Origin of the sequence: Enterobacter cloacae complex sp. IR5418, assembly GCF_049238105.1 — a bacterium.
In the GTDB taxonomy this organism is placed as follows: Bacteria; Pseudomonadota; Gammaproteobacteria; order Enterobacterales; family Enterobacteriaceae; genus Enterobacter; species Enterobacter hormaechei.
In genome coordinates, this window is the sequence record NZ_JBMKHS010000016.1 from 1 (window position 1) to 24,604 (window position 24,604).

Consider the following 24,604-nt stretch of genomic DNA (forward strand, 5'->3'; position numbering starts at 1 on the left):
TGGCGATTAAATACACCATTATCATGCCTTCAGCCACCACAACAAGGGAAGACCCATATATATACAGTAATAAACGGAGGCAGCATGGACTACAGCATCAGGCAGCAACAGAAACGTACAATCGCTGGTTTTCATCTCGTGGGGCCGTGGGAAAAGACGGTCAAGCAGGGTTTTGAACAGCTGGTCATGTGGGTAGATGGACGTCATATTCAGCCCCAGGAGTGGGTGGCCGTTTATTATGATAATCCGGATGACGTGCCGGCAGAAAAACTCCGCTGCGATACCGCTGTAACGGTGCCGGAGGGTTTCACCGTCCCTGAGAACAGCGAAGGGGTGATGATGACTGAAATTGCTGCCGGAGAGTACGCTATTGCTGCCGCGCGCGTGGAAAATCATGATTTTGCCACCCCCTGGAACCAGTTCTTCAACTCCCTTCTCCAGGACAACACATATCAGATTGCGCCAAAACCCTGCTTCGAACGCTATCTGAATGATGGCAATGCAGACGGCTACTGGGACATAGAGATGTTTGTACCGGTAGAGCACAAAGTGGGATAATCCTGCGAAACGCAGGGTTTTTCAGCCGGGCGCGATCCACCCGGCTGAAAACACAGTACAATTGTGGTTTGCCGTAGAGCTGGAGACGGGTGTGCGCCCCGACAAGTCATTAACGCCTTTTGAAATTCGGTTATACAAACATTATCGCGTGGTGCACGGTTGCCGCATTGCGCTGGCGTTTGTGTTGACCTTCGTACTGGTGCGTGTGCTGGATATCCCGGAAGGGACGTGGCCGCTGATCACGCTGGTGGTGGTTATGGGGCCGATCTCATTCTGGGGGAACGTGGTCCCTCGCGCCTTCGAACGCATAGGCGGCACGGTTTTTGGCTCGGCACTTGGGCTTATCGCCCTGAAGCTGGAGCTGATTTCATTTCCAATCATGTTGCTGTGGTGCGCGGTGGCGATGTTTCTTTGCGGCTGGCTGGCCCTTGGCAAGAAGCCGTATCAGGCGCTGCTGATCGGCATTACGCTCGCAGTTGTGGTCGGCGCACCGGCGGGTGATATGACCACCGCATTATGGCGAAGCGGGGACGTGATCCTCGGCTCGTTGCTCGCCATGCTGTTTACCGGCATCTGGCCGCAACGCGCCTTCCTGCACTGGCGCATTCAGATGGCAAATTACGTCACGGCATTTAACCGGGTCTACCAGGCCGGGTTTTCGCCGAATCTGATCGAACGGCCACGGCTGGAAAAGCACCTGCAAAAAATCCTCAATGATGTGGTCAAAATGCGCGGATTGATTACCCCGGCAAGCAAAGAAACGCACATTCAGAAAGCCATTTTTGAAGCTATTCAGACGGTCAGCCGTAATCTGGTCTGTATGCTTGAACTGCAAATCAATGCCCACTGGGCCTCACGCCCCAGCCATCTTCTGATGCTCAACGCGCATACGCTGAAAGAGACGCAGCAGATGACGCAACAAACTCTGCTGACCATCGCCCATGCGCTCTACGAAGGTAATCCACAGCCGATACGGGCGAACAGCGAGCGGCTGAACGAAATCGTCGCCGAGCTCAAACAACTGATGAATGAGCGTCAGGGTGACAACGTGGCGGAAACGCCCATCCACGGTTATGTCTGGCTGAGTATGGAGCTGGCGCGACAGCTGGAGTTGTTATCGCAGCTGATTTGCCGGGCACTGCGCAAATAAAAAGCGTATGTGATGCCTGCTGCTTCGATTCAGCAACAATTAGGGTTATGATGGTTTTAAACGATATACTCATTGTCATTCGCAGCCGCTGTCTGTTAAAACGGTTGCTTTAACGAATCCGAATCTCACATTATCAGGGGTGTAAAAATGGAAACTACCAAGCCTTCGTTCCAGGATGTTCTGGAATTCGTCCGCCTGTTCCGCCGCAAAAACAAACTACAGCGTGAAATCCAGGACGTAGAGAAGAAGATCCGTGACAACCAGAAACGTGTCCTGCTGCTGGACAACCTGAGCGACTACATCAAGCCAGGTATGAGCGTGGAGGCTATTCAGGGCATCATCGCCAGCATGAAGAGCGATTACGAAGATCGCGTTGATGACTACATCATCAAAAACGCTGAGCTGTCCAAAGAGCGTCGCGACATCTCCAAAAAGCTGAAAGTGATGGGCGAAATCAAAAACGTCGACGCTAAAGGCGAGTAATCACGCGAACTGTCGCCCGGTGGCGCTGCGCTTACCGGGCCTGCAATTCCGTAGGTCGGGTAAGGCGAAGCCACCACCCGACGATTTTACCAGCCGCAGAAAAGCAAAAGCCTGCTATAAAAGCAGGCTTTTTAAATTTGGCTCCTCTGACTGGACTCGAACCAGTGACATACGGATTAACAGTCCGCCGTTCTACCGACTGAACTACAGAGGAATCGTTGTGGAGGCTTATCTTAGCGGCGAAAAAAGTTTTGTCAAACCTGATCTTAGGCAAAAGTGATTGTTTGATGATTCTGTCGTCATTTTGTTGTAAATCCAAACATAATTTTATGGAAAATACTTTGCAGGATACGCATTTCTGCCCCATCATTTGAAATGGAGTTTCAACTTTCTCGCTAAGGTCCATTTTGAACGTCACTGCACCCCTGCGCCAGGCGATTATGCGCACGCCCTGGTATGCCAAACGTAAGAGTTATCGAGTTCTGTTCTGGCGTGAAATCACCCCCCTTGCTGTGCCTATTTTCCTGGAGAATACCTGCGTCCTGTTGATGGGCGTGCTGAGCACCTTTCTGGTGAGCTGGCTCGGTAAAGAAGCCATGGCCGGGGTAGGGCTGGCGGACAGTTTTAACATGGTTGTGATGTCCTTCTTTGCCGCTATCGATCTCGGGACAACGGTGGTGGTGGCGTTTAGCCTGGGCAAGCTCGATCCGAAGCGTGCCCGCGAAGCGGCCAGACAGTCGCTGATGATCATGACTCTGTTTTCGATCATCCTCGCAGCGGTTATCCATTATTACGGCAAAGAAATTATCGACTTTGTCGCGGGAGAAGCGACCAGTGAGGTGAAGGAGCTGGCTCTCACCTACCTGGAAATGACGGTGCTGAGCTATCCGGCGGCTGCCATCGCGCTGATAGGGAGCGGTGCGCTTCGTGGCGCAGGTAATACCAAAATTCCGCTGCTGATAAACGGCGGCATGAACATCCTGAATATTATTATCAGCAGCATTTTGATTTACGGCGTCTTTTCCTGGGATGGGCTGGGCTTTGTCGGCGCGGGTTTAGGGCTGACGATTTCCCGCTATATTGGTGCGGCGGCGATAATCGGCGTGCTGATGGCGGGTATCACGCCATCGCTGCGCCTGACGCTGAAAAGCTATTTCCGTCCGCTTAACTTCGCCATAATCTGGGAAGTGATGGGGATCGGGATTCCGGCCAGCATCGAATCCGTGTTGTTTAACGGTGGGAAACTGCTGACGCAGATGTTTGTTGCCGGGATGGGCACCGACGTCATCGCCGGCAACTTTATTGCTTTCTCCATCGCCTCGCTCATCAACCTGCCCGGAAACGCGCTGGGGTCGGCGTCGACAATTATCACCGGCAGACGCCTCGGAAAGGGGCAGATAGGGCAGGCGGAACGGCAGCTTCGGCACGTCTTCTGGCTTTCAACCATTGGGCTGACGGCGATTGCCTGGGGAACCGCGCCTTTTGCCGGGCTGATGGCCTCGTTCTATACGCATGAAAATGACGTGAAAGAGGTCGTGAAGGTGCTGATTTGGCTCAACGCGGCGTTTATGCCGATTTGGGCCGCGTCCTGGGTACTTCCTGCCGGGCTGAAAGGGGCGCGCGATGCCCGGTTTGCGATGTGGGTCTCCATGCTCGGCATGTGGGGCTGCCGCGTCGTGGCGGGCTACACGCTGGGGGTGATGTTAGGTATGGGCGTTGTCGGCGTCTGGCTGGGGATGTTCCTTGACTGGGCCGTGCGCGGCGCGCTGTTCTACTGGCGCATGGTGAGCGGGCGCTGGCTGTGGAAATATCCGCGAGAAAAACCGGAACAGGAGGTTTCGGAAACGGCAAATGCCTGACAAATGTGCGAAGTGGAGAATAAATCGGCAAACGATTTTAAATCTGCATTCACCCTTTGACATCCTCAGGGCGCATCGATAATATGCGCCCCGTTCACACGATTCCTCTGTAGTTCAGTCGGTAGAACGGCGGACTGTTAATCCGTATGTCACTGGTTCGAGTCCAGTCAGAGGAGCCAAATTTAAAAAGCCTGCTTTTATAGCAGGCTTTTTGCTTTTCTGCGTTCGTAAAATTGTCGGGTGGCGCTCCGCTTACCCGACCTACGGAATTGCAGGCCGGGTGAGTGGTGTGCGTGATGTGTCCTTGTTCTCAGCGGAACGGTGGCTCATTGAAGGTGCGCAGCTTACGGGAATGCAGCTTGTCGCCCTCTGCACGCAGTAAATCAATGGCGCGAATACCAATCTGAAGATGCTCTGAGATCGCCCCTTCGTAAAAACGGTTCGCCTGACCCGGCAGTTTGATCTCGCCGTGCAGCGGTTTATCGGACACGCACAGCAGCGTGCCGTACGGGACGCGGAAGCGGTACCCCTGCGCGGCAATGGTGGCACTTTCCATATCGATCGCGACCGCACGGCTAAGATTAAAACGCAGGGCGGAAGCGGAATAGCGCAGTTCCCAGTTACGATCGTCGGTGGTGACAACCGTACCGGTACGCAGACGCTGTTTCACCTCTTCGCCCGGCATGCCGCTCACCGTTTTCGTGGCATCGTAGAGGGCGCGCTGCACTTCAGCGATACTCGGGATCGGAATGTCCGGCGGCAGAACCGCGTCAAGAACATGGTCGTCACGCAGATAAGCGTGGGCCAGAACGTAATCACCAATCAACTGGCTTTCACGCAGGCCGCCGCAGTGACCGATCATCAGCCAGACGTCCGGGCGCAGCACCGCCAGGTGATCGCAGATGGTTTTCGCATTCGACGGGCCAACGCCGATGTTAATCAGCGTAATGCCCTGGCCGTCGGCAGTGATCAGATGCCAGGCGGGCATCTGGTGCTTTTTCCACGCCAGATCGGAGATGGCCTCTTCCGGTGCTTCGGTTTCGGCGGTGATCCAGATCCCGCCCGCGCAGGAGAGGGCGATGTAAGGGCTGTCCGGGTCGAGGATCTGGCTACAGCCCCAGCGGACAAATTCGTCCACATAGCGGGTGTAGTTGGTAAACAGTACGAATGGCTGGAAATGTTCGGCTGGCGTGCCGGTGTAGTGGCGCAGGCGTGCCAGTGAAAAATCGACACGGCGGGCATCAAAGTGCGACAGCGGGGAAAACTCTGCCGGGTGATAAATCCCATCCGCCGTCTCATCGCCAATCTGCGAAAGCTCTGTGGTCGGGAAATGGCGCGTCAGCCCTGCACTCATGGAGCGATCCAGCGTCAGCGCTGAGCCGTCTATCACGTACGGGTAAGGGATCTCGTGCAGGGACGGTTCAACGCTAATCTGCGCGCCGTAATCCTGATACAGCAGGGTAAGCTGCTCTTCCAGATAGGGGCGGAACAGCGCAGGACGCGTGATGGTCGTGCTGTAACAGCCGGAGTGGGTGAAACGCGCATAGGCGCGGGTTTTCGGATTGCTGCTGGCGCTGCCGTCCCAGGTGACAGAGAGCGATGGATAAACAAAAAGGCCCTGGGTTCTGGCCTTTTCATCGGGAAGTTTCCCTGTTTCGATATAGTCACTGATGGCGCTGCGCAGTGCATTGACGGACTGTTCATACAGCGCGTCGAGTTTTTCCAGCGCCTGAGCCGGGGTCAGGCTGGAGCCCTTATTATTCATGTCTGTCTCCTTGTTCCACAGGTGTGCGGCTATACCCGATAGTATGTCACACGCCTGTGAAACAAAAGTGAGGAGATCAGCTGTGCACGGTTTCCTTCATCAACAGGGCGGTGGCGGCAGAAAGCAGGCAACCCACCAGCAGATAAATCGCCACGCTGTGCCAGTTACCGCCGGAGAACGTCACCAGCGCGGCGGCGATAAACGGCGTAAACCCGCCGCCGACCACGCTCGCCACCTGATATCCCACGCCCGCGCCGCTGTAGCGGTAGCTTGCGCCAAACAGCTCGGTAAACATTGGCTGCTGCACGCAGACCACCATATCGTGAGCGATGTTCGCCAGCATGATTGCGAAGAAGACAATCCAGAAGACCGACTGTGCCTCCAGCGCCATAAAGAACGGCCAGGCGCAGAGTGTGCCGATGAGTGCTCCGGTGATATACACCCGCCGACGGCCAAAGCGATCCGCCAGCCAGGCGAAGCAGGGGATGGTCAGGCAGCTGATCCCGCCCACCACCAGGCCAATATTCAGGAACAATTCCCGCGGCAGGCCGAGATTTTGCGTGGAGTAGTTCAGGGCAAAGGCGGTGACGATGTACATCGTCAGCAGTTCGCACAGGCGCAGGGCGATGATTTTCAGAAAAGCGCCAGGGTGCTGCACCAGCGCTTCCATCACCGGCAGCCGTTTTTTCGCGACCGCTTTTTCGCGCTGCTGCTCGAATTCAGCCGACTCTTCCATGCCGTTACGGATCCACAGGGCCATCACGACCAGCACAATGCTGAAGATAAACGGGATGCGCCAGCCCCAGCTCAGGAACTGCTCGTCTGTCGTGAGCTGGCTTATTAGCGACACGAGGCCCGTGGAGAGCAGCAGACCCACGCCATAACCCACCTGCACGCCGCTGCTGTAAAACGCCTTCTTGTTCTTCGGCGCGCTTTCCACGGACAGCAATGCCGCGCCGCCCCATTCGCCGCCGACGGCAAAGCCCTGAATGGCACGCAGCGTCACCAGCAACACCGGGGCCCACCAGCCAATTGATGCAAAGGAGGGCAAAATACCGATAAGCGCGGTGGCAATGCCCATCATCCAGACGGTGAGCATCAGCATACGTTTACGGCCAAGGCGGTCACCGAAGTGGCCGAAGATTACCCCGCCCAGCGGACGAAACAGAAAACCGACGCCGAAGGTGGCAAACGCAGCAAGCGTGCCCATGGCAGGGCTAATCTGGGGAAAGAATTCACGGTTAAACACCAGCGCAGCGGTAATACCGTAGAGCAGAAAGTCATACCAGTCGACGACGGCACCTGCGAAGCTACCTAAAGCGGCGCGGCGGGCGCGGTTAAGCGAAGGTGTCTCCTCGTCGCGGCGAGCGGAGATGAGGGTGGAGTCCATAGTTGTCCTGTCTGTACTGATTTTTAATTATTGGTATAAGAAAAGGTCACTCACATTGCGGCCGTCATATTGACGGAACCTATGAGACTACCGCGATGAGGGGGGAGAGGAAACTGATTTTATTTCCTGATGGGGTGATGCAATACGGCTACGCTATGCTTATCAGAGTCGGGAAAAGGCAAAGGAAAGGATTATGCGTCGTATGAAGGTTGTGGGCTGTCTGGCTGCGCTATTCTTCAGTCAATATGGCCTGGCGGTGAGCTACCCACTCCCTCCCGAGGGCAGCCGCCTGGTGGGGGCGCCGATCACCATCACCGTGCCTGAAGGCAATACCCTGCCGCTCGAAGCGTTTGCAGCCCGGCACGGACAAGGGTTGAGCAATATGCTGGAAGCCAACCCGGGGGTGGATCCATTTTTACCGCGAGCCGGAACTCAGCTGGTGGTGCCGCAGCAGCTTATTCTGCCGCCAACGGTGCGCGAGGGGATTGTGGTGAACGTCGCGGAAATGCGTCTTTACTATTATCCACCCGGCAGCAATACGGTTGAGGTGCTGCCTATTGGCATCGGTCAGGCCGGGCGCGAAACGCCGCGTAACTGGGTAACCGCCGTTGAGCGCAAGCAGGAAGGCCCAACCTGGTCACCCACGCCAAACACGCGACGCGCTTACGCGAAAGAGGGTAAAACGTTACCCGCGTTCGTTCCCGCCGGGCCGGATAACCCGATGGGGCTGTATGCCCTCTATATCGGCAGGCTATACGCGATCCACGGTACCAACTCCAATTTCGGCATTGGTCTGCGCGTCAGCCAGGGCTGCATTCGCCTGCGTAATGACGATATCAAATACCTGTTCGATAACGTTTCGGTGGGGACGCGGGTACAGCTTATCGATCAGCCAGTAAAAGTAACCACCGAGCCGGACGGCAGTCGCTGGGTAGAAGTTCACGAGCCGCTTTCACGTAATCGCGCTGAATTTGAATCAACGAATAAGGTGCCGCTGCCCATTTCGGCCGTGCAAAGGACGCAGCTGATAAGTGAAGGGGCGGGCGCTGAGCTGGAACGTCGGTCGGGGATGCCGGTGAAGCTTGCTATGTCCGCTGGCGCTGCGCTTACCGGGCCTGGAGCACCGTAGGTCGGGTAAGGCGAAGCCGTAACTCGACAATTTTACCAGCCGCAGAAAAGCAAAAAGCCTGCTATAAAAGCAGGCTTTTCAAATTTGGCTCCTCTGACTGGACTCGAACCAGTGACATACGGATTAACAGTCCGCCGTTCTACCGACTGAACTACAGAGGAATCGTGTGAACGGGGCGCATATTATCGACCTGCGTACGCCTTGTCAAAGGATGGATCGTCGACTTTTGATTGTTTGCTGACAAAACCAGCAAAGTGGCGTTTTTGCCAACGGAGTGCACCAAAATTGTGCAGATATACCCCGAATGGGGCAGATCGGAAACCACTGTCCTCGTCTCAAAACAGGCATCAGTGATTAGCTTTCCTTATTTTCAGCCGTTTAGCAGAGGTTTACACACTCTGTAAAAAACTGGCATCCATATTGCAAAACCTGTTTAACAACACAGCCGTTACCGGCACGCTATTTTCGAACAGGGGGCAACATGAACTTAAGACGACTGAAATACTTCGTAAAAATCGTCGATATCGGCAGCCTGACCCAGGCGGCTGAAGTGCTGCATATCGCGCAGCCTGCGCTGAGCCAGCAGGTCGCGACTCTGGAAGGCGAAATGGACCAGCAACTGTTGATCCGCACCAAGCGCGGCGTAACGCCTACCGAAGCGGGAAAAATTTTATATACCCATGCCCGCACGATCCTGCGTCAGTGCGAGCAGGCGCAGCTGGCCGTGCACAATGTGGGTCAGACCCTGAGCGGGCATGTCTCTATCGGGCTGGCACCGGGAACGGCCGCATCGTCTGTTACCATGCCGCTGCTACAGGCAGTGCGCGCTGAGCTACCGGAAGTGCTGGTTTATCTGCATGAGAACAGCGGTTCCGTGCTTAATGACAAACTGCTCAACGGTCAGCTGGATATGGCTGTGCTGTACGATCGCTCACCGGTTGCCGGCATCACCAGCCAGCCGCTGCTGAAAGAAGATCTTTATCTGGTCGGGACCCGTGACTGCCTGGGGCAGAGCATTGATTTAACCGCCGTGGCTGAGATGAACCTGTTCCTGCCGCGCGACTACAGTGCCGTGCGCGTGCGCGTCGACGAAGCGTTCTCGCTGCGCCGTCTGACGGCGAAGATCATCGGCGAGATTGATTCCATCTCCATGCTGACCGCCGCCATTGCCAGCGGCATGGGGGTCACGGTACTGCCCGAGTCTGCCGCACGTTCACTGTGCAGCGCGGCGAACGGCTGGATGGCCCGCATCACCACGCCATCCATGAGCTTACCGCTGTCGTTGAATATGTCTGCGCGCGGCTCCCTCTCCCCGCAGGCGCAGGCGGTAAAAGAGATCCTGATGTCTCTGGTCAGTAAGCCGTCCCTGGAAAATCGCGAACTGCAACTGGTCAGCTGATATTCCAAATAAGCATAAGATGCTGGTTTTTATTATTTGTTCTACAGCCCGGCTGACTCTAACAATAGCCTTATGTCAGATGCGCCGGAGTGAATCGTGAATTTCCAGCAACTTAAAATTATTCGTGAGGCGGCCAGGCGGGATTACAACCTGACCGAAGTCGCCAACATGCTTTACACCTCACAGTCGGGCGTCAGCCGACATATCCGCGAGCTGGAGGAGGAGTTAGGCATTGAGATTTTTATCCGTCGTGGCAAGCGCCTGCTGGGTATGACGGAGCCAGGCAAGGCATTACTGACCATCGCTGAGCGCATTCTCAACGAGGCCAGCAATGTTCGTCGGCTGGCGGATCTCTTTACCAACGACGCTTCGGGTGTGCTGACTATCGCTACCACTCATACACAGGCGCGCTACAGTCTTCCAACGGTTATCAAAGCATTTCGTGAGATCTTCCCGGACGTGCGTCTCGAACTCATCCAGGGCACGCCGCAGGAAATCGAAGTGCTGCTGCATAACGGTGGGGCCGATATCGGTATCGCCAGTGAACGGCTAAGCAACGACCCGCTGCTGGTGGCGTTCCCGTGGTTCCGCTGGCACCACAGCCTGCTGCTACCCGCCGATCACCCGCTGAATCAGGTTTCGCCGCTGACGCTGGAAGAGATCGTTAAATGGCCGCTTATTACCTACCGGCAGGGCATTACCGGACGCTCGCGCATTGATGAAGCGTTCAAGCGAAAAGGACTCACGCCGGACGTGGTGCTGAGCGCGCAGGATTCCGACGTGATCAAAACCTACGTTGAGTTAGGGCTGGGGATTGGTCTGGTGGCCGAGCAGTCAGGCGGAGAATATGAAGCCGGTAATCTGGTGCGTCTGGATACGCGTCACCTGTTCGACGCCAATACCGTCTGGCTGGGGCTGAAGCGTGGGCAACTTCAGCGCAACTACGTGTGGCGCTTTATCGAGCTGTGCAATGCCGGGTTGTCGGTGGATGAGATCAAACGGCAGGTGATGGAGCCGGAAGAAGTGGCGATTGATTATCAGATTTAAGTTTTTGCCCGGCGGCAAGTTGCCTGCCGGGCCAGCGGGCAAGGTGAAGGGGTTGGTCTCGTGTCTGTTACCCTTCGCATTAACTGTGTTCGTGAGCGTTGCGGCCAGGCACAACGTCATCAGACTCAGCTTTATATTTTTCTTCATGATCACCTCCCTTGAAAAAGGCGCTAGTTTGAACAAGGGTTCATGCAGAGGTATGAACCCTTCAACGGATATGTCATTTCAGTGCATTCATCACCAATGCGGCACTGCATGCAGGCATGCAAACGCCTTTATTTTTTCACATCAGCAACGCGCATCCCGTGGAGCTGCTCATCCGTAATGGTGTTACCCGCCTTGAAGTAATCGATCACGGCGTTAGAAACGTAGTAACCACCTCGTGTATTACGTGCTTTACCCTCGGTGAAGGTGCTAAAACCATCACCGCCGTCAGCAAGGAAGCTCTGGGTGGCAATGTGGTAGACTGTCGCATCTTCAATCGGTTTACCGTTAAGTGTAAATTCGACAACCCGCTGACCGATCGGTTTACCGCTGTCATATTTCATCTCCAGGCCTTTTGATACCTGCAAGACGCCATTGCTTAAACTTGCGGCATGCTCCATCAACGTGCGTAATTGTTTGCCCGTGAGGTCCATTGTGGCCAGCTCGTTAGGGAATGGAAACGTACTAATGACGCCGCCCATCGTAATCGGGCCAGACGGGATTTCATTGCGAATACCGCCGGAGTTGGTCAAGGCTAACTGGGTATCTTTACCTGCTGCCGCCAGTAACGCATCCGCAGCCAGATTTCCCAGCGAGGCCGATTCACCATAAGCACGCGTCAATTCCACCGGCGACTGCGCCACCGTTTGTTGAACTTCTTCATCCAGCTTCTTGTTCCAGCCGTCAATGACCTTTTTCGTTTGCGGGTCGGGCTTCCATTCATCCGCATAAATGGTTTTAAGTTCAAATTTTTTCACCGTAAACTGATGCGGCTTCGTGTAATCCAGCACCAGTTTCCCCACATCAATACCGCCGCTGTCGGTCGAGAGGATCAGCGTATTGCCTACTTTAATCGGTTCCGGCGTACCGACATGTGCATGTCCCGTAATCAGAATATCCAGACCTTTCACCTGGCTTGCCGTCTGAATATCTTTATCCAGCGCACGGCGCACGTCGGTCCCTCCCATACTGGACTGACGCGCCGGTGTGCCTTCATGAACCAGCAGTACGGTTAAGTCAACTTTGCCTTTCAGTTCATCTAAATAGCGTTGCAGCCATTTAATTTCATCCCGCGCTTCAATACCTACGCGCGTTGCTGCGGAAACGGTATCGTCGAATGCAAACACGCCGTGTAAACCAATGACGCCAATTTTCACGCCATCTTTTTCGATAATGGTATAAGGCTTATCCCAGAATAATTTGCTGCTGTTCTGATAAAATATGTTGCCCTGCACAACAGGGAATTTCGCCTGGCTTAACTGTAATAGCGTATTGTCCCAGCCATGATCAAATTCGTGATTACCTATCGTGACAGCATCAAATGGCATGGTATTCATAATATCAATAATTGCTTTTCCTTTCGTTAAGCTACTGATATAAGGGCCGGTAAAATAATCACCCGCATCAAAAAACCATGTTGCTTTACTTTTTTCTTTCTCCTGCTTTACCAGAGTGGTGATATTCGCCCAACCACCGACATCGCGTTTACCTTCAGCAATCCAGGGGACTTTATAAGGTTCCACATGGGCGTGCAGATCGTTGGTATAAATAAAGGTGACATCCTTGGCACCGACACAAAAGGGTAACGCCAGAAAAATACCTATGCTAATCGCTTTTATATTCACAATCCGTTCCTTCCAGTTATATAAAGATTCGGTACTTTACGTTCTGAAAGGATTTTTTATGCGAGTCTGCTCACACAAACAACCCGGTATTATCAGGCAAAATCATCGACCACTTAAAATCGTTGGTGACGCATTTTGACTTTGTTTACGATTAATACCTGCAAATCGTTTGGTTGCCGCAACTTAGGGCTGCCAATATCTGCATCTGCTGATTACCGTTGGCCTGACTACAGACTGGGATTCCCGGCATTACACTGTCGGGCTTGCGGGAGTTATCCCCCGCTGTTTGATGAACAACAATTTAATGAATGGCTAGCCGCTCATTTAAAGGCATATGCCACAGACAACGGTTATTTTTGTCCTGAATGTTATAGCCAGAAAATTATTTGTTATGGTTATAATCCACAGAGAACACAGCGCGTTCAGTGCCGGGCCTGCAAAAAAGTCTGGACACCTAAACGGCAAATAAAAAGATCAATCGTCCCCCCTGAACGTATCGAAACTATTTCACTCATTGTGCCATTCCAGGGAAGTTGTGCAGAACAAAAACTGTATGTGCTTATCAGTTTCGACGCCGACCGTGGAAGTGTTCTTCATATCTCCACAAATTTTACTCCGCATGCCAGCGGTGAAACGTTAAGGTATCGCTGGCGGGGGCATATTGAACCTGATTTGCGCCATAGTGATATTGTCAATCGGGTTGATATGCGCGAGATGCAGTTTCTACATCGTAGCCAGTTTGATGAAATTCAGTATGGTAGTGCGGCTCTTAAACGTAATGCCAGAGGTGCGATTCTGCGTCCCGTTATCTCGGCTCACGGGCATTTTCGCGTGCTGAACATCCTTTTTCCTCAGATAAAGACACACGTTATTTCACACGAATGTTTTCTTCGAGGCGCTGTCATTACCGCCTGGGCAGATCTCTTTCGCCAGCGGCAAGGTGAGCTTTGGTTTATAGAAGAGGACATCCATGAAGCTGAGAGTGAAATACCCTGGACTTTTCTGAGAACCACGCAGCATGGCTGGTGGCAAACTCAGTGGCAACTTTGGGGGCAGGGGAAAAACCGCAGGATGGTATGTTCTTTGACAGGGGGGGGATAAACGTAACGCTAAAATAGTCTCTTTAACTGCCAGCAGGAACTTTTGCCATTGGTTATACAAACAAGCTGAATTTTCGCGCAATACCAAATTGTCCGCTGGGCGCGTAATGCAAATTCTCCTTTCTCTGGCAAATGAGTATAACCATAATCTTACACAAACGTTGTCTGGCACGAGTACCGGCTAAATCTGTCTGGTGCTAAAGTTACGCCCTCTGTTCCTGGTATATAACGTCAAGGGGCCATGCAGATACATGAACCCTTTTAACATTTGCAGGGCGATCAAGGGGTAATTAAAACCGGCTGATCGCTGGCTAATCAATTACCACCATAGGTTATATAAGTAAAAAAAAAACTTTACCTTTAACAGGGGGTAAGCGGGGGGAGGGGGCAAAAACGCAAACGGCAACCCGGTACCGTCCTGCATTTCTCAGGCGCAGAAAAGCAAAAAGCCTGCTTTAAAAGCAGGCTTTTCAAATTTGGCTCCTCTGACTGGACTCGAACCAGTGACATACGGATTAACAGTCCGCCGTTCTACCGACTGAACTACAGAGGAATCGTGTGAACGAGGCGCATATTATCGACCTGCGTGCGCCTTGTCAAAGGGGAAAACACCGTTTTTGTTCGTTTGCCGAGAATTTCAGCAAACCGATGATTTAATAGCAAATTTGCTTTCAAATTGCACAGTGAGTCGCGCCGCCCGCAGGCAGGCGGCGCGCAGGATCAGAACAGAACGGAATAGTTCAGACCAAACGTACGTCCACGGCCTTTATAGGTATACAGACCCGGTGCGCCGTAGGTTGGGCTATACAGCCCCGGTGCGCGCTGGCCCCAGGCGGTGGTGTAGTCTTTGTCGAGCAGGTTTTCCACGCTGAAGCTGACTTTGCCCACCGGCAGGGCGTAGCTGCCGAGGAAATCAACGGTGTTATAGCCATCGATCTTCTTACCGTCGGCATCAGACACGTCAAAGGTTTGCGTACTCTGCACGCGCAGCGCCCAGTCGCCCGGCGCCCAGTTGACCCATGCGCTGGCTTTCGACGGGCTGGCGCTGTCGACCGTCAGCTTCTCCCATTTGCCGTTTTCACGCGTTTCGGACTTGATGGCGTTGAAGTTCGCGCCGGTGCTCCAGACGCTGTCGGTGAAGAAATAGTCCACCTGGCCCTCAACCCCGTAGATACGACGTTTGTCGTCTTCCAGGTTGATGGTCATGTCGCTCTTGTTGATGGTGATGGTTTTATCCGAGAGCGAGTAGTAGGCCGCCACCTGCGTACGCAGGTTATCGCCAGTGAAGCGCCAGCCCAGCTCGTAAGCGTTGACCTTAATACCGTCCAGCGTCGAATCGTTCACGTTCACGCTGTTTTGCAGGCGATAGTGGCCGTCAACCAGCTGATAGGTGCCTGAACCGTAATATTTGGCCAGGTCCGGAATTTCAAAGCCCTGAGAGAAGTTAAACCACAGCTGCTGCTGTTCGGTCAGACGACCGAGGATCCCGGCGTTAAACAGGAAGTTATTGTAATCGGTTTTCCCGCCCGGCACCGCGTCAGCGGAGGTCGCTTTACCCGTGGCGATTGCCTGCTGTTGGGCGTAACCGACAAAATCGTCCACCTTGTTTTCGGTGTACTGGTAGCGTACGCCGCCGCTCAGGGTGATGGCGTCAATGTCGTAGCTGGCTTGCAGGAACGGCGCGAGGTTGGTAATGCTGTAACCCGGATAACGGCCCACGTTGTAGGCGTTGTCCAGCTCCATGCCGCCGCTTGCCGCTGCTTTGCTTAAGTCGAAGAACTGCTGGTTGGCGTCGAACGTTTCATGGTCGGCATCCACGCCCCAGGTGAGGGTCAGGTCGTCCATCGGCTTGCTGTTCAGCGTCAGCTTGCCACCGTAAAAATCGGTTTTCTGCTGGGACGCGCCAATGCTGGTCACCGTGCCTTTGCTCAGCGTCGGGAACGGGTAGTAGGTCAGGCTCTCATCACGGTAGTAAATCTGCGCAACCAGATCCTGTCCCCAGAAATCCGTGTTCGAATATTGCAGGTTAATCAGATGGCGCTCTGTGCCCGGGATACGGTCAGAGTTGAGGTTGTCTTTGTTGTAAGCTTTGGCATCGCCCGTGACCGCCGCAAAATTCTCCCCGAGGTACAGGCCATGCTTCCCGTCGGATTCGCTCTTGTAATACTGCGTGGTTAACTGGAGCTGCTGATGATCGTCAATGTTAATGGTACCGGTGCCCATCACGTCGATACGGTCGGAATACTGCAAGCCGGTCTGGGTGTTATCGATGATCACCTCGTCGCCGTTGCCGTCATACCAGCCGCCGTAGCGCTGGTAGGAGACCGACAGACGGCCAGAGGCGTTATCGTTACCGCCGCTCACGGCTGCTGAGACGTTCTCATCATGATCGTTGTGGCTGTTAAATCCGCTTTTTGCCCCGGTCTGGAACTCCACTTCGGTCTCCGGCTGGCCTTTTTTGGTGACGATGTTCACCAGCCCGCCGGTGCTGCCGCCGCCGTACAGCGAGGTGGCGCCGGAGATGACTTCGATACGGTCAATGTTGAACGGATCGATAGAGTCGAGCTGGCGGCTGTCGCTGCGGGACGAGTTCAGACGTACGCCGTCAACCATCACCATCATGGAGCGACCGCGCAGGTTCATACCGTAGTTGGTGCGTCCCTGGCTGCTAACGTCCATGCCGGGGATCAGCTGGGCCAGCACGTCTTTGATCTCTTTCCCGCCCTGTACCTGCTGCTCAATTTCCGCCCGCTCAATAACCCAGGTGGTTTGCGCCATCTCTGCCACGCTGCGATGTGCCCGGCTGGCGGAAACCACAATATCTTCTTCCTTTTGTTCTTCCGCCCACGCAGAGGTTGAAAGCATGGCAAGCAAACACGGATTTAAAACCCAAAGATGAGAACGTTTCATTGTTATGTTGATCCTGAATGTGTGTGTCAGTACTCGGTGGTCTTCATTAATGATTTAAAAACCTGGCTGCTCTCCGGGCTGGTGGTGCTCCGCCAGTGGATCACGCCGGGGGTGGTTGCCAGCTCAAACGGCTCGTCAGCGTGGGCGCGATTCAGAATTCGCGCCGCGCGCCAGGCCATCAGGCTGAGCTGGGGTTCGGCAATACCGAGACGGTGCATCCCGGCATTCACGGCGAACAGGCGGTTGCTCTGCGGGCCGTCCCATTCAAGGGTGAAATCGTTGTTGATGCAGAAGGCTTCATCCTCATCCAGACGCAGGCGATGAGACAGCGGCGCGAGGAACGCGGGCTGCACGGCGCGGTAGCCGGTGGCGAAAATCACCACGTCGCTCTCCAGCTGCTCACGGCCGCCGTCCAGGTGATGCTGAATGCTGAGGCGATGTCCGGTTTCCTGGCGCGTCAGCGCCGTTACCGAGCGGGACGGCATCAGGTGCGCCCAGGGTTTTTCACGCAATACTTCGAAGCGGTGGTACATGGCGCGGTATATCGCCAGAAGTGACTCGGTGGTGATCCCGTCGGAGGTCATCTTCTGCTCGTGCAGCATCTGACGACGGGCGTCATCACCAAGGGTGGAGAAGCTGTCCACGTACTCCGGCGTGAAATACTCATTGGCAAACGCGGCTTCATCCAGCGCGTTGTAGTTGTTGCGGCGCGATACCCAGTTGAGGCTCAGCGGCTGGCCCCATTCCCCACGGAAGATATTCAAAAACAGATCGGCACCGCTCTGGCCGCCGCCGACGACGGTGACGCGCTTGCCCGCTAAATTCGGCGTGCGCAGCATCATTTCGCTGGCGTGGAAGCAGGTGTCGTCCTGCGCGGTGACGCAGTCGGGCAGATTGATCTGCTTCCCAATCCCCACGCAGACGTGGCGCGCCAGGAAGCGATCCCGCTGGGTCACGACCTCAAACAGGCCGTTTTGCTCATCAAAGCGGACCTGCTGCACCTGCTGGCTGAACGCCAGGTTCGTGAGGTTATCCGCCGCCCAGCACAGGTAGTCGGCAAACTCTTCGCGCGAGACGGTGCGCTGCTCGGTGGTCAGAAAACGGTAGAACTTTTTGCGCTGCACCAGGTAGTTCAGAAAGCTGTGGCGGTTGGTCGGCTCCACGGCGCTGACCAGATCCTTCAGGAAGCTGGTCTGCATGTGGCAGTCCGGCACCATCATTCCCGGATGCCAGGAGAAGTGCGGCTTGCGTTCAAGAAACAGCGAGCTAAAACCGTCCAGCCCCTCTGCCAGCGCGGCAATACTGAGGTTGAACGGACCGATACCAATGCCGATGAAATCATACGTTTTCATTGCGCTGACTCCTGGGAGACCAGAAAAAGAGGGTTATCAAGATCGCAGACATAGTTCGGCAGCATGCGGCTGCCGCCGTCGTGTTCAGAGAAGGTCAGTTTGACCGGGTTGAGGATCACGCGAATAATCTGCGGCTTAAACAGGTCGAACTTCACGAAGCGTTCTGCCAGATCCGGGTGGGCGGCCATATAGCGCTGTAATACCCCGGCCAGGATCTGGTAGAAGCGGGCTTCGCTCACGCCGCTTTGCAGGGTGAGACGGGAAATAAAGCGCAGCACCGTGACAAAGTTGCCGGTTTGCAGATCGTGGATGATGTACTCCGCGCTGAGGCGCGCCGTCACCGCTTTTACCTGTTCCGGCAGGGTCTGTGCCTGCGGGAAATCTTCATCCACCAGGCGCATATCACCCTGGAAATCCTTCAGCAGAATGCGCTGTGGAACGTAATCTTTCATCACCAGCGTCACGTTCTGGCCGTGGGCGATGAGCGCCACCCCGTAGCGGCAGAGCAGGTGATAGAAAGGGATCACCGTCGCCTCAAACAGCTTGTCCAGCCATGCATCAGCGGTTAACCCCGAGCGTTTGATCCACGCGTCAATCAGCGGGCGCCCCTGGTTATCGGTTTCCATCAGCGCCGCCATCAGCACTGCCTGTTCGCCATCCTGTAAATAGCAGGATGGGTTCTCGCGCCAGATCACCCCCAGCATCTCCTGATAGCGGTACGGCGCTTTCGGCAGAGCCGCATAGCCCGGATGTGAGAGATACCCGGCAGCGGGTTCGCCAAGCACCTGCGCCCCAGAGCGGGCAAGCGAGGCATCGCTGGCGAACTGTTGCTGAAGCCAGCGCGAGGCCAGCGGACCGGCGGCAATGTACTTGCCCGGAATGCCGCGATAGCAGGAGGTGTTGTAGATGGTCAGCGGCAGCTTGATGTCATACGGCGCGCGACGGCTGGCATTGGTCAGCGTGCGCAGGGACTGCTGGGCAAGATACTCGTCGCCAAACTCGCCCAGCTCCACCATTTCGCCGCGCGCGAGCTGCGCCAGGAAATGGATGGCAATTTTTTGCTGCCACTGCCACGGGTGCAGCGGCACCGGCAGCCAGCTGTCGTCCAGATCCAGCCCCTGCCAGCAGGCGTTGAACCGCTCGCGCTCGGCATCATCCATGGCGCTGGACAGCAGAGTGTGAATGTCACAATCGGCGTCGCTGCTCCAGACCAGATGCGCGCGCTTAACGGCGACCCAGTGCAGGCGAAAACGTCCGCAATATTCAGGCGCATACTGGCGTAGCGCATCCAGCCCCCAGCCGCGGCGTCCCTTGTTGAAAATAAACTTCGGGTGACCGCGCATCAGACACTGTAATTCGTCCGGGTCGAGGTGGATCAGCGCATCGGCATCCAGGGTTTCACGCGCCTGCAACAGCTGCATGTCGCCCCGCAGCGTGGCGTAGAGATCTTCCATGTGCTCCGCCGTTTGCGCGTCGCTCATCTCCAGCACGGTGGCCAGTTGCAGCAGCGCGTTTTCCGCTTCAACCGCCGCGCCGCTGGTGGTGGTCAGGGTGTCAGGGTCGATATGCAGCCAGCCCCAGATCCCACGCGTGGCGCAAAACTGCCAGGTCGCGTTGCCCATGCTGATGCGCCAGCCGTCCGCCGAAACCGGTTCGGCGCGCAGGGTGCGTTCATATTCCAGTTCAGCGAGGATCTTCGCCACCATCTCGCGGTTCACTTTCTGCCAGAGTGCGTTCACAGTTCCACCTCGTGGAAGAAGCGGTGACGCTCGCTCATGATGAGACGGGAGCGTTTGTGCGGGAAGTCGAACTCTTTCACCGTGTCGAAACCGGCGGACGCCAGATGGCGGAACAGACGCTGGTTGTCGAAGCGCGGTTCCGCCACAATGCGCGCCGTGCGCGGCTCATCGAGATACAGATAGTGGCTGAGGCCGCGCAGCCAGCTGCGGATATACTGCGCCCCGCGCCAGCTCTCTTCGCCCACCAGCATGTGCAGCCCGCGGTCAAAGGGCTGCCAGCGGTAGTGACGGCCAATGCGGTCTTCTGCCGCCCAGTAGAGTTCAAAATAGCCGAACGGCTGGTCGTCGAAGCAGCCGATAACAGGGTAGCAACAGGTCGAGTCGAGCTGGCGACGCAGGTAGTTTTCCTGTTCTGCCTGCGGCCCCGCCATCTCCCAGAAGGCATTCACGCGCGGGGTGTTCATCCAGCGGGTAAAACGCTCGCCATCCAGCGCTACGTCCGCCACGCGGAAGCTCAGGGTGCGCTTAATCTGCGGATCGTAACGGCGATACACTTCGCCCTGCGGACGGTGAGGGCGCACCGGGAAGTACAGCTGACGGCTCTCATCAAACTGCATGCCGCCGCTCACCTGCGGACGTTCGCCTTTCAGCCACAGCGGCAGCTGCCAGAAAACGCCGCGCGCCAGATAATCCCCGTGAACCAGGCTAAACAGCGCCTGCGCCTGCGGTTCATCCTGCCAGGCAGCCCACGGCAGGGTAATACCCGTCAGGGCGGGCGCGGCAACAAACAGCTGGTCGAGGGCGTCCACCAGCCAGCCGTCTGGTAGCCCGGCCAGACGCTCCAGCACCGCGCTGCCGTCAAGACCCAGCGTCAGCGGCAGGTTTTGTTCCGTGGATGTGCAGCGGAAGCCGTAACCGGAATGGACGATATTCGCAATGGCCATCACGCCTTCTCCTTATAAAACGGGTTGCTAAAGTCGAAATAGATCACCGCAGGATCGGCGATGGTGTTTTCGTTGCGATCGTGCAGGTAACAGAAGAAGTTGCCTTTACAGTTCCAGGTCGGGCTGTCGAGCACGTAATCGAGGCAGCGGGTCTGCTTCGCCGTCTTGCGCAGTTCCGCCAGCGCGTCACGTACGCGGGACATCAGGCTCTCTTCGCTGTCGAACCCGGCAGCGGCAAGCGCGGCGGTGACGGCAAGGGTGGAGTTCAGCAGCAGGTAGTACGGGAAGTAGCGCAGCAGCTGGCTGTCGCCAAAGCGGTTTTCTACCCCGGTTTCGCCTGCCTCTTCCAGCCACGCGTCGGCCCCTGCGGTCCAGGCGCTGCCCTGGCAGTCGCGGTAGATCAGCCCAACGGGGAAATCCTGCTGCATCTCAACGAGGATATTTTGCTGGTGCGCCAGCAGGACCAGACCGTAGTCCGCCTCGGCGCTGAACAGCGGAAGCAATACGCGGTCGCAGTAGGCATCCAGCCAGCAGCGCGCGGCCTGGGCGAGCGGGAGATCCAGACGCTGGCTCAGACGGCGCACCGCCGCCGCCAGCAGGCTGTCGCCGCCGTCCGGTGCGGCCTGGGTCAGGCTCACCAGTACGTTGGTTTGGGTTGCCGGGGTATCAAACAGCAGATTGACGCGCAGGGCCATCAGGCTCTCTTCCTGAACGACGCCGTTTTCGTCACGCAGCCCAGCCCAGCCGTCTTCCTGCATCACGCGCATGGTCGGGTAGCGCGCCTGAAGTTCCTGCCAGCGTGCCGTTTTCGCCAGTCGTGCCAGGCGCATGCCGCGCTTAACTTCTTTCACCGACAGCGTGCGCACGGAGTTGGTCAGGCGTACGCTCAGGGAAAACTTAATCATGTCGTTGTTGGTTTCGCTGTACAGCGAGCGGGAGGAGCTGGTGGGCAGCCAGTGCGCACCGGCTTCGCCCAGATCTTGCAGGGCACCGTTTTCCGCCAGACGCTGGCACCAGTCCTGCTCCAGCAGATAGTCGGCCTGCCACGGATGCATCGGCAGCAGCCAGCGGGTGTCGGTGAAATGACCGAGCAGCTCGGGTGCGCTCTGGGCGGCGAAGCGCAGCAGACGTTCCCGCAGAGAGACATTCAGGCTGTCGCCGGCGATCAGCGTATGCTCAACCGCAAACCAGCGCAGCGGGAAGCGGGAGGCGAAATCTGGCAGATAGCGGCGCGCCTCGGCCTCGTTAAACGGCTCGTGCGATTTCGGGGCAGGGTGAAAAGCATGGCCGACCAGCAGCGCCTGTTCCGCGTCGGCAAAGGTCAGCGGCGTATCGCGCAGGTTTGCCCAGTTGTGACGTAAATCAATGGCCTGCCAGGTATGCGTATGGCTTTCCAGAACGCGCTGCCTGAAGCGAGCCAGCGTATCGGCGTCCAGAGTGCCTTTTACTGACTCTTTTTGAAGAATAAAATCAATCAGTTGATGAAATGTGACCGCGTCACCGCCGTCGCTGTCGGCCTGAATCAGCGTTGCCGGGAAATGATACTGGTGATGCTGCGTGGGGGAGAAATAGCGAACCGGAACCCGGATGGTCTGGGTTGGGGAGAGCGGGATATGAATCTGCGATAACTCATCCGCACGGGTTGCGGGAAGATAGTGCCAGTCCTTCGTTTCGCGCAGCAGCGCGTTCAAAAAACACTGGGCCGCAACATCTGTACCGGCGGAGCGGGGCAGAGTACGCATAGATGTACTTCATTCCATGACTGATAATAATTCTCGTTATGATATTCATTCTGTTTACAGCCGCAACTATTTTTGCAATATTTGTTTTCACAAACTTCATAATTTCCACACATTTATTGACATTATCTTCACAATCTTATGCGCACCCGTACTGAAAATCTCACCGACGTTGTGGCTCCGAAAGCTAACTGGCCCCTGGCACTGGGCGCAGGTTTATTAGGTATTGGGCAAAACGGTTTGCTGGTCATGCTGCCGCAGCTGGTCTCTCTGACCGGACTATCGCTGTCCGTCTGGGCCGGGCTGTTGATGTTCGGCTCAATGCTCTTTTTACCCGCCTCGCCCTGGTGGGGACGCCAGAGTGAGCGACACGGCTGTAAGGTCGTGATGCTGGCTTCGTTAGGCGGTTACCTGGCCAGCTTCGTCGTGATGGCGCTGGTGGTCTGGGCGATGGCAAACGGCGCGCTGAATGCCTTCTGGGGCATGGCGGGGCTGGTTTTGTCGCGCATGCTGTATGGCCTGACGGTATCGGGGCTGGTGCCTGCGGCCCAGACGTGGGCCATTCAACGCGCGGGGCTGGATAAACGGATGGCGGCGCTGGCGACGATAAGCTCTGGCCTGAGCTGCGGGCGTCTGCTGGGGCCGCCTCTGGCCGCGCTGATGCTCAGCGTCAGCCCGGTCGCACCGCTCTGGCTGATGGCGGTGGCGCCGTTTATCGCGCTGCTGCTGGTGCTGCGTGAAGCCGCCGATCCCCCGCTGCCGCCGGTGGTGCATCAGTCGACGCGGCTACAGGCCTCTATGCTACCTTTCCTCATACTGGCGCTGCTGCTGGCGGCGCTGGTCAGCCTGATGCAGCTTGGCCTTTCGCCACATCTTCACCCGTTATTCAATGGTGATGCGGTGCAAATCAGTCATCATGTCGCGCTCCTGCTGAGCCTGGCCGCGCTGGCGACCCTGGCGGCGCAGTTTCTGGTGGTGCGCCCGCAGCATTTTAGCCCGAGGGGGTTACTCTTGCTTGCCGCGGTGCTGATGGTGACGGGGCTTGGGGTGATGTGTCTCGCCAGTTTAGCCCTGTTCTACGTGGGAATTGTCCTCACCTCACTGGGGGCCGCTATGGCAACACCGGGATATCAGCTTTTGCTCAACGATCGCCTGACGACGGGCAAAGGCGCAGGGGTGATCGCCACCAGCCATACGTTGGGGTACGGGGCCAGCGCACTGCTGGTACCCGTGGTGACGCGCTTTTACGGTGAGCAGTTTTTGATTACTGCCGCCTGGGGAATGGCGCTGCTGTTTTTCGCGGTGAGCGTATGGGTACGATCAACCGATCGTACCCCTGCTGAACATTAGTGGAACGGATGAGAGGATGTGCTGGCAGCGTCCTCACTTTGCCGCAGACGCTGGAGCGGATCCTGCTGATAAAACTGGCAGAAACGCTGCCACAACGCCGGGAAGCGTGGGGCGAAAAGCTCAGGTGCGCTAAAGAAATACTCGGACAGCACCGCAAAGCACTCGGCGGGATCGGTCGCGGCGTAGGCATCAATGCTGGCCGCACTTTCGCCCACCAGGTCTATCTCATCCTGGATGTTTTCCATCGCCGCGTGCAGGTCGTGCTCCCATCCCGCGACTTCACGCAGGGGGATCAGCGGCACGCCGCTGGCGCGATCGCCGTTGCGGGTATCCAGCTTATGCGCCACCTCGTGAACGATCAGGTTGAAGCCCGAGGCATCAAACGAATCCTGAATATCCAGCCAGTTGAGGATTATCGGCCCTTGCTGCCAGCTTTGTCCTGACTGCACCATACGCTGGTTATGCACCAGACCGATGTCATCCTCCCACTCATCATCGACGATAAACGGCGCCGGGTAGATCAGCACTTCGTGGAAGCCATCCAGCCACTCGATGCCTAACTCCAGCACCGGCAAGCAGAATAGCAGGGCGATTCGCGAATTTTTAAGCGGATCCAGTTCGAAGCCCTGTAGCGGCACCAGCCGTTTTTGCTGTAAAAAACGCTCGGCCAGCTGAATCAGCCTGGATTGCTCTTCAGGCAAGAGATTCGCCAGCACGGGGATCGCCAGAGCCTCATCCCAGGGCAGCGCCATATTTCGACCAGCTTCGTTCGTTTTCCAGGGCCACTTAATCATCGCTTTGCTCGTTACTCGCACGTGAACAAAATGGAAAGGTCAGGGGCTGTTAGCATGCCAACATACA

At 56.2% G+C, this 24,604-nt stretch carries 17 protein-coding genes, 4 tRNA genes and 1 pseudogene; 10 read left to right on the forward strand and 12 right to left on the reverse strand.

Annotated features, from left to right (window positions below):
• Nucleotides 1-84 precede the first annotated feature (84 nt).
• The 3 genes from sbmC (at nt 85) to ACOTX7_RS13605 (ending at nt 2,191) form a co-directional block, all read left to right on the forward strand.
• Nucleotides 85-558, forward strand: coding sequence for a DNA gyrase inhibitor SbmC (sbmC, locus tag ACOTX7_RS13595; RefSeq protein WP_047354515.1), 474 nt, complete (start codon nt 85-87; stop codon nt 556-558).
• Between the two features lie 91 nt (nt 559-649).
• Nucleotides 650-1,708, forward strand: coding sequence for an FUSC family protein (locus ACOTX7_RS13600; RefSeq protein ID WP_047354516.1), 1,059 nt, complete (start codon nt 650-652; stop codon nt 1,706-1,708).
• 147 nt (nt 1,709-1,855) lie between these two features.
• Entirely contained in the window at nt 1,856-2,191 is a 336-nt protein-coding gene (locus ACOTX7_RS13605; protein WP_000450410.1) for a DUF496 family protein, read from the forward strand.
• Nucleotides 2,192-2,329: 138 nt separating this feature from the next.
• Here ACOTX7_RS13605 and ACOTX7_RS13610 read toward each other — a convergent pair.
• A tRNA-Asn gene (locus ACOTX7_RS13610) sits at nt 2,330-2,405 on the reverse strand.
• 226 nt (nt 2,406-2,631) lie between these two features.
• Between ACOTX7_RS13610 and emmdR the strand changes: the two genes are divergently transcribed.
• Entirely contained in the window at nt 2,632-4,050 is a 1,419-nt protein-coding gene (emmdR, locus tag ACOTX7_RS13615; RefSeq protein WP_260630749.1) for a multidrug efflux MATE transporter EmmdR, read from the forward strand.
• A 103-nt stretch (nt 4,051-4,153) separates the two neighbouring features.
• A tRNA-Asn gene (locus ACOTX7_RS13620) sits at nt 4,154-4,229 on the forward strand.
• Between the two features lie 131 nt (nt 4,230-4,360).
• Here ACOTX7_RS13620 and ACOTX7_RS13625 read toward each other — a convergent pair.
• Nucleotides 4,361-5,815 carry an AMP nucleosidase gene (locus ACOTX7_RS13625; protein ID WP_047354369.1) on the reverse strand — a complete coding sequence of 485 codons (1,455 nt, stop codon included), beginning with the start codon at nt 5,813-5,815 and terminating at the stop codon, nt 4,361-4,363.
• Between the two features lie 76 nt (nt 5,816-5,891).
• A complete protein-coding gene (gene shiA / locus ACOTX7_RS13630; protein ID WP_221812932.1) occupies nt 5,892-7,205 on the reverse strand; it encodes a shikimate transporter in 1,314 nt (437 codons plus the stop codon).
• Between the two features lie 193 nt (nt 7,206-7,398).
• Between shiA and ldtA the strand changes: the two genes are divergently transcribed.
• Nucleotides 7,399-8,334, forward strand: coding sequence for a L,D-transpeptidase (gene ldtA / locus ACOTX7_RS13635; RefSeq protein ID WP_047354371.1), 936 nt, complete (start codon nt 7,399-7,401; stop codon nt 8,332-8,334).
• A gap of 85 nt (nt 8,335-8,419) precedes the next feature.
• Here ldtA and ACOTX7_RS13640 read toward each other — a convergent pair.
• Nucleotides 8,420-8,495, reverse strand: a tRNA-Asn gene (locus ACOTX7_RS13640).
• Between the two features lie 320 nt (nt 8,496-8,815).
• On the opposite strand from ACOTX7_RS13640, the gene nac reads away from it, so the two are divergent.
• Nucleotides 8,816-9,733, forward strand: coding sequence for a nitrogen assimilation transcriptional regulator NAC (gene nac, locus ACOTX7_RS13645; RefSeq protein ID WP_221256201.1), 918 nt, complete (start codon nt 8,816-8,818; stop codon nt 9,731-9,733).
• A gap of 96 nt (nt 9,734-9,829) precedes the next feature.
• Entirely contained in the window at nt 9,830-10,780 is a 951-nt protein-coding gene (cbl, locus tag ACOTX7_RS13650) for an HTH-type transcriptional regulator Cbl (protein WP_003859532.1), read from the forward strand.
• Between the two features lie 275 nt (nt 10,781-11,055).
• On the opposite strand, the gene ACOTX7_RS13655 is transcribed toward cbl, so the two are convergent.
• Nucleotides 11,056-12,609 (reverse strand): bifunctional metallophosphatase/5'-nucleotidase, encoded by a 1,554-nt coding sequence (locus ACOTX7_RS13655; protein ID WP_221812933.1) that lies wholly within the window; start codon nt 12,607-12,609, stop codon nt 11,056-11,058.
• Nucleotides 12,610-12,741: 132 nt separating this feature from the next.
• On the opposite strand from ACOTX7_RS13655, the pseudogene ACOTX7_RS13660 reads away from it, so the two are divergent.
• Nucleotides 12,742-13,894 (forward strand): annotated as a pseudogene (locus tag ACOTX7_RS13660) (cytoplasmic protein).
• 292 nt (nt 13,895-14,186) lie between these two features.
• Here ACOTX7_RS13660 and ACOTX7_RS13665 read toward each other — a convergent pair.
• The 6 genes from ACOTX7_RS13665 to ACOTX7_RS13690 form a co-directional block, all read right to left on the reverse strand.
• Nucleotides 14,187-14,262: transfer RNA gene (locus tag ACOTX7_RS13665), tRNA-Asn, on the reverse strand.
• Between the two features lie 167 nt (nt 14,263-14,429).
• Entirely contained in the window at nt 14,430-16,619 is a 2,190-nt protein-coding gene (locus ACOTX7_RS13670) for a TonB-dependent siderophore receptor (protein ID WP_221256200.1), read from the reverse strand.
• A gap of 26 nt (nt 16,620-16,645) precedes the next feature.
• Nucleotides 16,646-17,971 carry a lysine N(6)-hydroxylase/L-ornithine N(5)-oxygenase family protein gene (locus ACOTX7_RS13675; RefSeq protein ID WP_214591881.1) on the reverse strand — a complete coding sequence of 442 codons (1,326 nt, stop codon included), beginning with the start codon at nt 17,969-17,971 and terminating at the stop codon, nt 16,646-16,648.
• A complete protein-coding gene (gene iucC, locus ACOTX7_RS13680) occupies nt 17,968-19,710 on the reverse strand; it encodes an aerobactin synthase IucC (protein ID WP_313771841.1) in 1,743 nt (580 codons plus the stop codon). Before iucC ends, ACOTX7_RS13675 begins: the two co-directional genes overlap by 4 nt.
• Nucleotides 19,707-20,654: a GNAT family N-acetyltransferase gene (locus tag ACOTX7_RS13685; protein WP_221256198.1), complete on the reverse strand. Its 948-nt coding sequence runs from the start codon at nt 20,652-20,654 to the stop codon at nt 19,707-19,709. Before ACOTX7_RS13685 ends, iucC begins: the two co-directional genes overlap by 4 nt.
• Entirely contained in the window at nt 20,654-22,396 is a 1,743-nt protein-coding gene (locus ACOTX7_RS13690) for an IucA/IucC family protein (RefSeq protein ID WP_221256197.1), read from the reverse strand. The genes ACOTX7_RS13685 and ACOTX7_RS13690 overlap by 1 nt, the downstream gene beginning before the upstream one ends.
• A 138-nt stretch (nt 22,397-22,534) precedes the next feature.
• Here ACOTX7_RS13690 and ACOTX7_RS13695 point away from each other — a divergent pair, with 138 nt between their 5' ends.
• On the forward strand, nt 22,535-23,743 hold the full coding sequence (locus tag ACOTX7_RS13695) for an MFS transporter (RefSeq protein ID WP_221812934.1): 1,209 nt from the start codon (nt 22,535-22,537) through the stop codon (nt 23,741-23,743).
• Here ACOTX7_RS13695 and mtfA read toward each other — a convergent pair.
• Nucleotides 23,740-24,537: a DgsA anti-repressor MtfA gene (gene mtfA, locus ACOTX7_RS13700; RefSeq protein WP_006811184.1), complete on the reverse strand. Its 798-nt coding sequence runs from the start codon at nt 24,535-24,537 to the stop codon at nt 23,740-23,742. The two genes, ACOTX7_RS13695 and mtfA, sit on opposite strands and share 4 nt — an antisense overlap.
• Between the last annotated feature and the right edge of the window lie 67 nt (nt 24,538-24,604).